This window comes from Pseudomonas palmensis, assembly GCF_017848315.1.
GTDB classification, from domain to species: domain Bacteria; phylum Pseudomonadota; class Gammaproteobacteria; order Pseudomonadales; family Pseudomonadaceae; genus Aquipseudomonas; species Aquipseudomonas palmensis.
In genome coordinates, this window is sequence record NZ_JAFKEC010000095.1 from 1 (window position 1) to 11,199 (window position 11,199).

At 65.1% G+C, this 11,199-nt stretch carries 13 protein-coding genes; 2 read left to right on the forward strand and 11 right to left on the reverse strand.

The window, feature by feature from the left end; genetic code table 11:
* Positions 1-21 precede the first annotated feature (21 nt).
* From JZZ72_RS26810 to JZZ72_RS26820, 3 genes are all read right to left on the reverse strand, one after another.
* On the reverse strand, positions 22-234 hold the full coding sequence (locus JZZ72_RS26810; RefSeq protein ID WP_043861484.1) for a hypothetical protein: 213 nt from the start codon (positions 232-234) through the stop codon (positions 22-24).
* A gap of 119 nt (positions 235-353) precedes the next feature.
* Complete coding sequence (locus JZZ72_RS26815; RefSeq protein ID WP_043861485.1) at positions 354-578, reverse strand: hypothetical protein; 225 nt, start codon at positions 576-578, stop codon at positions 354-356.
* Positions 579-640: 62 nt separating this feature from the next.
* Positions 641-868 (reverse strand): hypothetical protein, encoded by a 228-nt coding sequence (locus JZZ72_RS26820; RefSeq protein WP_043861486.1) that lies wholly within the window; start codon positions 866-868, stop codon positions 641-643.
* 84 nt (positions 869-952) lie between these two features.
* Here JZZ72_RS26820 and JZZ72_RS26825 point away from each other — a divergent pair, with 84 nt between their 5' ends.
* A complete protein-coding gene (locus tag JZZ72_RS26825; RefSeq protein WP_210015440.1) occupies positions 953-1,642 on the forward strand; it encodes a metallophosphoesterase in 690 nt (229 codons plus the stop codon).
* Here the strand turns inward: JZZ72_RS26825 and JZZ72_RS26830 are convergent.
* Entirely contained in the window at positions 1,635-1,967 is a 333-nt protein-coding gene (locus tag JZZ72_RS26830; protein ID WP_210015441.1) for a hypothetical protein, read from the reverse strand. The two genes, JZZ72_RS26825 and JZZ72_RS26830, sit on opposite strands and share 8 nt — an antisense overlap.
* A 101-nt stretch (positions 1,968-2,068) precedes the next feature.
* On the opposite strand from JZZ72_RS26830, the gene JZZ72_RS26835 reads away from it, so the two are divergent.
* Positions 2,069-2,695, forward strand: coding sequence for a LysE family translocator (locus JZZ72_RS26835; protein ID WP_043861489.1), 627 nt, complete (start codon positions 2,069-2,071; stop codon positions 2,693-2,695).
* A gap of 3 nt (positions 2,696-2,698) precedes the next feature.
* On the opposite strand, the gene JZZ72_RS26840 is transcribed toward JZZ72_RS26835, so the two are convergent.
* The 7 genes from JZZ72_RS26840 to JZZ72_RS26870 all read right to left on the reverse strand — a co-directional run.
* On the reverse strand, positions 2,699-5,149 hold the full coding sequence (locus tag JZZ72_RS26840) for an autotransporter family protein (protein WP_210015442.1): 2,451 nt from the start codon (positions 5,147-5,149) through the stop codon (positions 2,699-2,701).
* Positions 5,150-5,299: 150 nt separating this feature from the next.
* A complete protein-coding gene (locus tag JZZ72_RS26845; RefSeq protein WP_038611202.1) occupies positions 5,300-5,575 on the reverse strand; it encodes a peptidylprolyl isomerase in 276 nt (91 codons plus the stop codon).
* 91 nt (positions 5,576-5,666) lie between these two features.
* Positions 5,667-6,146: a serine protease inhibitor ecotin gene (eco, locus tag JZZ72_RS26850; RefSeq protein ID WP_078480411.1), complete on the reverse strand. Its 480-nt coding sequence runs from the start codon at positions 6,144-6,146 to the stop codon at positions 5,667-5,669.
* A gap of 68 nt (positions 6,147-6,214) precedes the next feature.
* The gene (gene hbdH, locus JZZ72_RS26855) at positions 6,215-6,985 is read right to left on the reverse strand and encodes a 3-hydroxybutyrate dehydrogenase (RefSeq protein ID WP_043861492.1); all 771 of its coding nucleotides are present in this window, start codon (positions 6,983-6,985) and stop codon (positions 6,215-6,217) included.
* Positions 6,986-6,995: 10 nt separating this feature from the next.
* Entirely contained in the window at positions 6,996-8,387 is a 1,392-nt protein-coding gene (locus JZZ72_RS26860) for a GntP family permease (RefSeq protein ID WP_058540163.1), read from the reverse strand.
* A gap of 724 nt (positions 8,388-9,111) precedes the next feature.
* Entirely contained in the window at positions 9,112-10,506 is a 1,395-nt protein-coding gene (locus JZZ72_RS26865) for a sigma-54 interaction domain-containing protein (RefSeq protein ID WP_058540164.1), read from the reverse strand.
* Between the two features lie 28 nt (positions 10,507-10,534).
* Positions 10,535-11,199: ABC transporter permease subunit (locus tag JZZ72_RS26870; protein WP_210015443.1), on the reverse strand; the 665-nt coding region annotated here is incomplete at its 5' end.

Consider the following 11,199-nt stretch of genomic DNA (forward strand, 5'->3'; position numbering starts at 1 on the left):
GTCAAGCGCTACGCCGGGGCGTCAGGGCTTGTTGTTGAGCTTGCGCAGTTCTTCGTAGGTGGCCGACTGGACGAACCAGAAGCCGGAAACGATGCACCAGGTCAGCGTACCGACAATCAATGTGCCCAGGCCAGCCAGGAAGCTCTGGCTGAACATGAACAGGCCGGAAATCCAGATGACGGCCAGTGCCACGTACAGCACCACGTTGTTGACGCTGATAACAAAATCTTTCACGAGTAATCCTTCCCGAGTCATTGTCCACTGTCGCACGAACGGCGTGCGACAGGCCGCTATCATATTGATATTGCGACAACAATTCCATCGGAACGGGCGATGCGCCTGCCTGTCAGCGGCTAGCGAAAGCGCGGCAGCGGTCGGTCCAGGGTGAGGGAGGTCAGGGTCTTCTTCACCAGCACCTCGTCGGCTTCGACGGCCTTGAGAGTGTCGCGGATCTTGCCCGCCACCGGTACATCGCCCTGGCGGTCGATCCAGTCGGCGATCTCCTTGCAGGCCACGGCCAGGCGGTCCTGACGGTGGTTGATCAGGGTCAGCAGGGTGGTGATCTCTTTGTCGGACATGGCGCATTCCTCCCTTCGGCGAATTAAGTGTAGCAGTGCGCCGGCAGTTGGCCCCCCCAGCCTCAATCGGGTTTGCCGCGCACGATGCGCCCGTCCTTGACCTCGTCGGCATAGGCCTTGAGCTTGTCCGAGTCCCGGTACAGGCGGTTCATCAGGTGCAGCACCGCCACCACGTCGACGTCCTTGATGCGCTCGGCCAGCTTGCTGATTTCACCGGCGGTACGCTCCAGGTCGGTGGCGACCAGCTTCAGGTCACGTTTGAGTTCTGCGGAGGACTTCTTGATACCCATGGATACCTCGGATGGGCTGATTGCGTTCAAATGGGTGCATTCTAGCAGGCGACACCATCGGCAACAGAAGAGGGGAGGCACAGCATGAGCGCCAGGGTGCAGGTACGGGCCAACCGTCGTGGTCGCGATATCGCGGTGGGCGATGTCCATGGGCACTTCCAGCGCCTGCAGCAGGCACTGGATGCCGTCGGGTTCGATCCGGCCATCGATCGGCTTTTCAGCGTGGGCGACCTGGTCGACCGTGGGCCCGACAGCGAACAGGCGCTGGCATGGCTCGATCAACCCTGGTTTCACGCGGTGCAAGGCAATCATGAAGCGTTGGCCATTGCCCACGTGCGGGGCCACTGGCTGGACCAGGCGATGTACCGCGCCAGTGGTGGCGGCTGGTTTCTCGACCTGGATGCGCAGGCCCAGGCCCGCTTTGTGGCCGCCTTCGAAGAGATGCCCCTGGCGCTGGAGCTGCAAACCCCTGAAGGCCTGGTCGGCCTGCTGCACGCCGACTGCCCGTTCGCGCATTGGCAGACACTGTGCGAGCACCTGGCAGGCGAACCTTCAGCCGATGTTCAGGAGGTGTGCCAATGGTCGCGGCGACGCTTGCAGCAGGGCGACACTGGCGAGGTTCAGGGCTTGCGTGCGCTGATCGTCGGGCACACCACGCTGCGCGAGGTGAAGGTGCTGGGCAATGTCTGGCACCTCGATACCGGCGGCTGGGCAAGCGGACACTTCAGCCTGCTTGATCTTGCCAGCCTTGAGTTACTGCAGACGCCTAGATGAACCACCACGGGTCACCGTTGGGCTTGGTGGGGGTTCGCCTGAGCTGGCGTATCGATACCCATGCCAACGCGATGCCAACCAGCAGCATCAGGCCACTGAACACCATCTTGAACAGGATCGCGGCATGAAACGCGTCGGGGTTGTCACGCAGCGTATGGGTCACGTGGTGGACTGGCCGGATACGGTTGCTGACCATGCTGGTCACGCTGCCCGCCTGCAGGTCTTGCAGGTTCAGCAGGGCCATCGCCAGGGCACCCAGAATCAACAGGAAGCCAGCCGTCAGCAAGACCATCATATGGCCGCGGCCTACCCTGTTCTGGCGCATGGTCGCCTCCTGGCAGATTTCGAGAAGCGCGCGATCATACATGACTTGACGCTGGCCGGCAGGGCATTTGAAACTCGTTGCCCCAGCCACCGGAGCCCCTCATGGACCTGACCACCCTCGCGTTATTCATCCCGGCCTGTTTCGCCCTGAACATGGCCCCTGGCCCCAACAACCTGCTGTCGCTGAACAACGCCAGCCGCTACGGCCTGCGCACGGCCTGCCTGGCTGGCGCCGGCCGCCTGCTGGCGTTTGCCGGCATGATCGTACTGGCCGCCATGGGCCTGGCGGTGGTGCTGCATACCAGTGAATACCTGTTCCTGCTGGTCAAGGTGCTGGGCGCCGGCTACCTGTTCTACATCGCCTGGCAGTTGTGGCGCGCACCGGTCGGCGAGGCCGCGCAGGTCGGTGCACGCGGCGTGGGTACCCTGCGCCTGGCGCGTCAGGAGTTCCTGGTGGCAGCCGGCAACCCCAAGGCCATCCTGATCTTCACCGCGTTCCTGCCCCAGTTCGTCAGTGTGACAAGCGCCACGCCGGTGGCCGAGCAGTTCGCCGTGCTGGGGGCGATGTTCCTGGTACTGGAGTGGCTGGCCATCGCCATCTACGGCTGGCTGGGGGCGTACATGCAGCGCTGGTTCAACCAGCCTGCACCGCGTCGGCTGTTCAACCGGGTCAGCGCATCGTTGCTGGGCCTGGCGGGGTTCGGCCTGCTCGCCGCACGCCGGGCCTGAGCCCTACCAGCTGATGCGCAGCCCCAGGGTGCCGCCAATCGATTCCTGCTGGCGGCTATCAAGGTTGGCGCTGTAGGTCATTGCGCCGTACACCGCCACGGCGGGGCTCAGCCGGGCGTCCAGGCCGGCGCCCACGTCCATCCAGGTGGCGGCCTGATCAGTCCTGATCGGCTCGCCCCCGTCGAACCGCAGGGTGTCGCGCCCGCCACTGCTGCGCCATACATTGCTGCGCAGGTAGGGCTCCAGCGGCACGCTGCCGGCCAGGTAGCTGCCCTTGATTCGTGCGCCAACGCGACCGGTCCAGTTGGTCTGGCTGTCCTGGGTGACCGTTGAAATGCCATCGCTGCGCGTATCGAAGTCGACCTTGCGGGCGATCACCTGCACCTGGGGCTCGACCACCCAGCGCGCGCTCAATGCCAGCGGATAGCCGGCCTCCACCGAGGCCGCCAGGGCATGCCCATCCAGATCGAGCTTCACGCCGCGATCGGAACGGGCGCGGCCGTCCAGATCGGTGTACTGCAGCACTGTGTCCACGTACCACTGCCCGGGACCGATCAGCGTCCAGTAGGCGCCGACACTGTCGCCATCGAGGCGGACATCGCCCACTGCATTGTCTTCGAAACCCAGCGCGAAGCCTTTGACATCGCCATCGAGCCGGCTATGGCTGACATACACCCCGGCGTGCTGGCGATAACCGCCGTCGGTGTGCGTCGCATACAGGTCATGGCCCACCTCGAAACCGCTCAGGTTGCCGTCCAGGCTTGGCGACACCGTGCCGGACCACTGCTGGCGCAGGTGCTCGCCAAAGGTGCGGGCCCACCCGGCGGCCACCGGGCCTTGTTCGTCGAGCAGGCGTTGCTCGCCCTGGCGCTGGTGGAAGGTGCCCAGGGTCGACAGGCTGATGATGGCTGCGGCGCGGCTGGCCACCGCGTACACCGGCACTTCGGCGCGGTACAGCACGATGGCCTGCCCGGCGACCGGGGTGGGCAGTGGCGGGGTACCCGGGGCGGCCACGGGCGCCGGCACCACCGGTGGCGGTGGCTGGCCGGGCAGGGGCGGCGCCGATACCGGGGGCGCGACCACGCTCGAGCGCAGGTACCAGCTGTTCTCGCTGCCGGCGCTGACCCCGCCCTTGAACAGGTAGTACTGGTAGGCCCCGGCCGACAAGGGCTGGCCAAGGCTGAACGCCGTGCTGGTGCTGGTGGTGCCAGGGCCGGCCTCGACCACCTGGATGCCATCGGCCGCTGTCAGCGCGCCGCTGCCGCCCAGGTTGTTCACCTGAAGGGCAGTGCTGCCGGCCAGCGAGCCCTGGTTGACCACCAGCCGGTCGGAGGCGGCGCCGTCGCCTTCGAGCACGCTGTCGACCTTGAGCACGCCGTTGCTGCCTGCGTAGTTGCCGTCGAGGGTCAGGCGGCCCAGTGCATTGGCGCCGCTGCTGAGGTCGATGAGCCCGGCGTTGTTCACGCTCACCGATGTGCCGCCGGCAAACGCCGTCACCTGGCCGGTGCGCGCCACCAGCTGGCTGGTGGCATCGATCAGCAAGGTGCCGGTACCCGTGCCCTGGTCTCCAAGAACCAGGTGGTCATCCAGGTTGAAGACCGAGGCGTTGGTCAGGGCCATGCGCTCCCAACCGGTATAGCGCGCGCCCAGGCTGCTGCGGGTATGGTCCAGTACCAGGCTGTCGCTGCCCAGGCCGCCGTCCACCTGGCGCACCAGCCCCAGGCGGCTTTCGTCGAGGTTGGCCAGCAGCGCCTGGTCGCTGCCGTCGCCCATCAGCACCGCACCGCGCACGATGCCGTCGTCGCGCCAGGTGAAGCTGTCGTCGCCGAAGCTGAGCAGTACATTGCCCACCACCTCGCCACCGCTGATGGTCACGCTGTCGTCGCCGCCGCTGACGCTGATGTTGCCGCCGATGCGTCCGCCACTGACGATGACCGTGTCGCGGTCAAAGCCTGTGACCAGGTTGGCGTCGATGATGCCGCCGGACATGTCGAACAGGTTGCGGTCCAGCTTCATGTCGACGCGCCCGATGCGCCCGCCGCTCATGTAGGCCACATCCCCATCTTCGAAGGCGCCGATGATGCGTCCGCCGCTCATCTGGAACAGGTCGCGGCCGTTGCCCTGCTGCAAGGCCTGCAACTGCCCGCCTGTCATGATGAAGGTGTCGATGCCCGCGCCCTGATCGAGCACGCCGGTGATGATACCCGACGCCATTTCGACGCGGTCGGCGCCGGGGCCGAAGGTCACGCTGCCGGTGAGGGTGCCGCTGCCCCCGGCCGGCAGTATCAGCGTGTTGTCACCGCCAGGGTCGACAAGGGAGGTGCCAATGCCGCTGTCGCAGACATAACGATCGTTGCCGCCGGTAGGGGCGAAGGTGCAGTCCGCCTGACTTGTCAGGGCCCACGGGCTCAGCAACGGCAGGCACGCCAGGGCAACGCGGCTGGGCGGGCTCATTTCGTCCTCCTTGGGCTAGCGATCGGCCCAAGCGATACAGGGCTGCGACGGCGGTCGCAACTGGCAGAAATGATAGGTGGTCATCGGAAATGTGCACATTGGCGCAAAAACGCCTGACCGATGGCACGCCTGTCGATCAGGGCAGAGGGCTCAATCGCGGTAGAACACCTGCACCAGGTGGTAACCGAATTTGCTCTTGATCGGGCCGTGTACCACCCGCAACGGCTTCTTGAAAATCACCTGGTCGATGGCGCCCACCATCTGTCCCGGGCGTACTTCGCCCAGGTCGCCGCCGCGTTTGCCCGACGGGCAGGTGGAGTACTTTTTCGCCAGCACATCGAAGGCTTCGCCCTTGGCGATGCGCTGCTTGAGCTGTTCGGCCTCTTCGGCGGTCTTGACCAGGATGTGACGGGCCTGTGCTTTCATGTTGCCTCTGTTACGGGTAAAACCCGCGATTATGCCTGATTCGGGGCAGGGCGGCTTGGCGCGCCGTGCCCCGAACCCACGACTTGGCGGGTTACTCCACCGTGGCGCGTTTCACGTCGCTGGAAGCCGACCAGATGCGATAGCGCACTTCCACGTCCTTGGGGGTGTAGACCACCACCGGCAACTTGCTGTTGTAGCGCAGCAGGAAACCATCGCCGACCACCGGCACGAAGGCGTCGATCTTCTTGTTGTCGGGGCAGCCCATCAGGGTAGAGACAGGGCCCATCACCTTGTCCAGCCGGTAGTAGCTATAGCCCCAGCCTTCGAGGGTCTTCTCTTCGAGGTTCCCACCCAGGCGCTGCAGGTTGCAGTCCACCTTGAGGGTCTTGCCGGCCAGTACCTCGACCTTGAATGCCGACTCGTCCTTCTGCTCGGGCAGGTGGATCACCTGGCGCACAAAGCCGTTTTCGGCTTCGGGATAAGGGGCCACATCCTTGAGGCTGGCCGCGAGAACAGGGGCGCTGAAAGCCAGGGGCAGCATGAACAGGGCGGTCAGGGAAAGCGGTCGCATAAAAGCTCCTTGCGGTTTGAAAATGACAGTCGTAGCCGGCCAGCGGTACCTGCGCCCCAGGCCGATGGCTACTGGGCCAGCCAGCCGCCATCGATGTTCCAGGCGGCGCCGCGTACCTGGCTGCCGGCTTCGCTACACAGAAACAATACCAGCTCGCCCAGGTGTTGCGGTGTGACGAAGGCGTGCGAGGGCTGCTTTTCGGCCAGCAGGTCCTGCTGGGCCTGCTGCGGGTCGACCCCGCTGGCGATGCGATCGTCGATCTGCTTCTGTACCAGCGGGGTGAGCACCCAGCCGGGGCAGATGGCGTTGCAGGTCACGTTGCTGGTGGCGGTCTCCAGGCCCACCACCTTGGTCAGCCCGACCACCCCGTGCTTGGCCGCCACATAGGCGGCCTTGCCTACCGAGCCGACCTGCCCGTGCACCGAGGCGATGTTGATCACCCGCCCCCAGTTGCGCTGGCGCATGCCGGGCAGTGCCAGGCGGGTGCTGTGAAACACCGCCGAAAGGTTGAGCGCGATGATCGCGTCCCAGCGTTCCACCGGGAACGCCTCCACCGGGGCGACATGCTGGATGCCGGCATTGTTGACCAGGATATCGACCCCGCCGAACTCGCGTTCGGCATAGGCAAACAGGTCGTTCAGTTGCTCCACGCTGCCAAGGTCTGCCGCGTGGTGCCCCACCCGGGTGCCATGCCGGCCCACCTCGGCAAGCGCTGCACTGGCGTCGCCGAAGCCGTTGAGAATCACATCGGCGCCAGCGCCGGCCAATGCCTGGGCGATACCCAGGCCGATGCCACTGGTGGAACCGGTAACCAGTGCGACTTTTCCTGCAAGGCTCATGGAAGTCTCCTTAGACAATGCCTGTAGCGTAGAAGGTAGCGATCACCACGAAGACTGCCAGGGTCTTGATCAGGGTGATGCCGAAGATGTCCTTGTAGGCTTCGCGGTGGGTCAGGCCGGTCACCGCCAGCAGGGTGATCACCGCGCCGTTGTGCGGCAGGGTGTCCATGCCGCCGCTGGCCATCGCGGCCACTCGGTGCAGCACCTCCAGCGGAATGTTCGCCGCGTGCGCCGCACTGATGAAACTGTCGGCCATGGCTGCCAGCGCAATGCTCATGCCGCCGGATGCAGAACCGGTGATGCCGGCCAGCAGGGTCACGGTGATGGCTTCGTTGACCAGCGGGTTGGGAATGTTGCGCAGCGCATCGGCCAATACCAGAAAGCCTGGCAGCGACGCGATCACGGCGCCGAAACCGTATTCCGACGCCGTGTTCATCGCCGCCAGCAGGGCACCATTGACCGCGCTCTTGCTGCCCTCTGCCAGGCGTGTGCGGATGGCGCCGAAGGCGCTGACCAGCACCAGCAGGATGCCCAGCAGCAGGGCGGCCTCGACCGCCCAGATGGCCGTCAGCTTGGCGATCTCGGTCTGTACCGGGGCGCTCATGCCGGGCAGGCTCAGGCTGTGGGTCTTGCCGTACCACGCCGGGATCCAGTGGGTGAACAGCAGGTTCATCACCCCCACCAGCAGCAGTGGCGACAACGCCAGCAGCGGGTGCGGCAGGGTCAGGTCGGCGGCGGTTTCGGGCTCGTTGCGCAAGTCGCTGCCGTAGCCTTCACCGGCGCGCTGCGCCTTGTTGCGCTGGCGCTGCAGGTACAGCATGCCGGTGCAGAACACGAACAGCGTACCGATCACGCCAAGCCAAGGCGCGGCCCAGGCGGTGGTGTTGAAGAAGGTGCTGGGGATGATGTTCTGGATCTGCGGGGTGCCCGGCAGGGCGTCCATGGTGAACGAGAACGCACCCAGGGCAATGGTGGCTGGTATCAGACGTTTGGGGATATCGCTCTGGCGAAACATCTCGGCGGCGAACGGGTACACCGCGAACACCACCACGAACAGCGACACGCCGCCATAGGTGAGCAGCGCGCACACCAGCACGATCACCAGCATGGCCTGGCGTGTGCCTAGCAGGCGAATGGCGGCAGCCACGATCGAGCGCGAGAAACCCGAGAGCTCGATCAGCTTGCCGAACACGGCGCCGAGCAAAAATACCGGAAAATAGAGCTTGATGAACCCGACCATCTTTTCCATGAAAACCCCGGTGAAGGCGGGCGCGACGGCGGAAGGGTCGGTAAGCAGCACCGCACCGAGGGCGGCGATGGGGGCAAAAAGAATCACGCTGTAGCCACGGTAGGCCGCCAGCATCAGCAGCGCCAGGGCTGCCAGGGCAATGATCACACTCATCGAGTGTCTCCTTGGGTGCATCTTGTTTTTGTTGGGATGCAGCCCTTAGCGAAGACCGTGCCATGTTAATAAGCTATTGATTTATATGGATAAATACTAATTCCAGTGGAATTTATCGAATGATTGTCTCTGGTTTGAGACTGGCTGTGCCGTGCGTGCGCTTGGGCGCAGGAGGATCTGCACACGGGTCTGCCTGACACCCCGTGCACTCTGGTTTTACGACCGCTTCGCGCTCGTTCGCCGGCAAGGCCGGCTCCTACGCCTCGGGCCGGCAGGCCGTAGGAGCGGGCCTTGCCCGCGATCTGGTGCGCAGCGCCAGTAAAACCTGTACATGCGGTCCGCCTGATACATCGCGCAGTCAGGGTCTACGACCGCTTCGCGCCCGTTCGCCGGCAAGGCCGGCTCCTACGCCTCTGGCCGGCAGGCCGTAGGAGCGGGCCTTGCCCGCGATCTGGTGCGCAGCGCCAGTAAAACCTGCATATGCGATCTGCCTGATACATCGCGCAGTCAGGGTCTACGACCGCTTCGCGCTCGTTCGCCGGCAACGCCGGCTCCTACGCCTCTGGCCGGCAGGCCGTAGGAGCGGGCCTTGCCCCGCGATCTGGTGCGCAGCGCCAGCAAAACCTGCATATGCGGACTGCCTGACACACCGCGCAAACAGGTCTATGACCGCGTTGTGCCGATTCATCAGCAAGGCCGTCTCCAGGTTGAGATGCAAGTCTCTCTATTGAGACTTGATCCCCAGAGCCGCCAGCTTCTTGTACAGCGTCGAACGCCCCAACCCCAGCTCACGTGCGGCCTGCGGCACATTCCCGGCGCAGCGGGCGAGGGCGTTTTCCAGCAACTGGCGCTCGAATGCTTCGCACGCCTGCCTGTAGTCGGTTATGGGGTCGGTGTCGACTGTAAGGGGCGTCAACGGGCCCAATGCCGATTGCACCTGGGCGGCAGTCAGTTGCTGCTGGTCAGCCATCAGCGTGGCCCGCTCCAACACGTTGCGCAGCTCGCGAATGTTGCCCGGCCAGGCATGTCGGGCCAGCAGCGCCTGGGCCGGTGCCTGCAGCTCATGGCGGCTGCCCAGCTCCTCCAGAATCGCCTCGCTCAACGCCGGCAGGTCATCGAGCCGGGCACGCAATGGCGGCACCTCGATCGGCAGCACGTTCAGGCGGTAATACAGGTCGGCGCGAAACTCCCCGCGGGCCATCGCTGCCGAAAGGTCGCGCGAAGTGGCAGCAATCACCCGCACATCGCTCTGCAGCATCTGGTTGGAACCCACCGGCTCGTATTCCTTTTCCTGCAGCACGCGCAGCAGTTTGCTTTGCAGCGCCAGCGGCATGTCGCCGATCTCATCGAGAAACAGCGTGCCGCCTTCGGCCACCTGCAGCTTGCCCGGCCGGCCCTTGCGGTCGGCGCCAGTGAACGCACCCGGCGCGGTGCCGAAGAATTCGGCCTCCAGCAGATCGTGCGGGATAGCGGCGCTGTTGATGCTGACAAACGGCTTGTGGGCGCGGGGCGAGGCGGCGTGGATGGCATGGGCGAGCAACTCCTTGCCCGTGCCGGTCTCACCCAGTAGCAGCACCGGCGAATCGCTGCTGGCCCCACGCCGCGCGCGGCGTTTGACCTCAAGGCTTGCGGCGCTGGTACCGATGAACTGCGCAAAGCTGTACTTGGCCTGGCGCGCACGCAGCAGCGAGCGGGTCGAGGCCAGTTCCTGCTGCATGCTCGCATAGCGCTTGAGCAGCGGCGAAAGGCTGTGCAACTCATCGAACAGGGCAAAGCCGATGGCGCCCATTACCGCGCCCTCGGCATCGTGGATCGGCAGGCGCATCACCACCAGCGGCTCCTTGGGCGTGTCGAGCATGTCCAGCAGAATCGGCCGGCCCTGGGTGATCACGTCGCGCATCTGGCTGCCGGGGATCACGCTTTCACACGGCTGACCAATCGCGGCACTGGCGTCCTCCAGGCCAAAGCGCCGTGCGTAGCGCTGGTTCATCCACACGATTCGTGCATCGCGATCGACGATGATCGTGCCCTCGCTGGATTGCTCGATGATCTCGAACAGCGAGCGGATCGCCAGTTGGCGCACGCGCTGGTAGTCCTTGAGGCTGTCACTGTCTTGCATGGGCCGCTCCGCCGTAATGAGGCTGCGATTATGCCCGTGGATCGAACGCCTCGCGCAATGCGTCGCCGATGAACACCAGCAGCGAAAGGATCAACGCCAGGGCGAAGAATGCGGTAAACCCCAGCCATGGCGCCTGCAGGTTCTGTTTGCCCTGGTTCACCAGCTCGCCCAGGGAGGCGCTGCCGGCAGGCATGCCGAAACCGAGAAAATCCAGTGCAGTGAGGGTCGAGATGGCCCCGGTGAGAATGAACGGAAGGTAGGTGAGGGTGGCGTTCATCGCATTGGGCAGAATGTGCCGCACGATCACCAGCCGGTCGGGCAGGCCCAGCGCCCTGGCGGCCTGCACGTATTCCAGGTTGCGCCCGCGCAGGAACTCCGCGCGCACCACGTCCACCAGTGCCAGCCATGAAAACAGCGCCATGATTCCCAGCAGCCACCAGAAGCCGGGTTCCACAAAACCACTGAGAATGATCAGCAGGTACAGCACCGGCAGCCCCGACCACACTTCCAGCAGGCGCTGGCCGATCAGGTCCACCCAGCCGCCGTGGTAGCCCTGCAGGGCGCCGGCGGCCACGCCGATCACGGTGCTGATGGCGGTCAGCAGCAGGGCGAACAGTATCGACACACGGGTGCCGTACAGCACCCGCGCCAGCACGTCGCGCGCCTGGTCGTCGGTGCCCAGCCAGTTGGTGG

Excerpts from the sequence above, each read along its gene's own strand:
- JZZ72_RS26815 (WP_043861485.1), bottom strand. The coding sequence starts at position 578 with ATGTCCGACAAAGAGATCACCACCCTGCTGACCCTGATCAACCACCGT.
- JZZ72_RS26820 (WP_043861486.1), bottom strand. The coding sequence starts at position 868 with ATGGGTATCAAGAAGTCCTCCGCAGAACTCAAACGTGACCTGAAGCTG.
- JZZ72_RS26825 (WP_210015440.1), top strand. The coding sequence starts at position 953 with ATGAGCGCCAGGGTGCAGGTACGGGCCAACCGTCGTGGTCGCGATATC.
- JZZ72_RS26830 (WP_210015441.1), bottom strand. The coding sequence starts at position 1,967 with ATGCGCCAGAACAGGGTAGGCCGCGGCCATATGATGGTCTTGCTGACG.
- JZZ72_RS26835 (WP_043861489.1), top strand. The coding sequence starts at position 2,069 with ATGGACCTGACCACCCTCGCGTTATTCATCCCGGCCTGTTTCGCCCTG.
- JZZ72_RS26840 (WP_210015442.1), bottom strand. The coding sequence starts at position 5,149 with ATGAGCCCGCCCAGCCGCGTTGCCCTGGCGTGCCTGCCGTTGCTGAGC.
- JZZ72_RS26845 (WP_038611202.1), bottom strand. The coding sequence starts at position 5,575 with ATGAAAGCACAGGCCCGTCACATCCTGGTCAAGACCGCCGAAGAGGCC.
- eco (WP_078480411.1), bottom strand. The coding sequence starts at position 6,146 with ATGCGACCGCTTTCCCTGACCGCCCTGTTCATGCTGCCCCTGGCTTTC.
- hbdH (WP_043861492.1), bottom strand. The coding sequence starts at position 6,985 with ATGAGCCTTGCAGGAAAAGTCGCACTGGTTACCGGTTCCACCAGTGGC.
- JZZ72_RS26860 (WP_058540163.1), bottom strand. The coding sequence starts at position 8,387 with ATGAGTGTGATCATTGCCCTGGCAGCCCTGGCGCTGCTGATGCTGGCG.
- JZZ72_RS26865 (WP_058540164.1), bottom strand. The coding sequence starts at position 10,506 with ATGCAAGACAGTGACAGCCTCAAGGACTACCAGCGCGTGCGCCAACTG.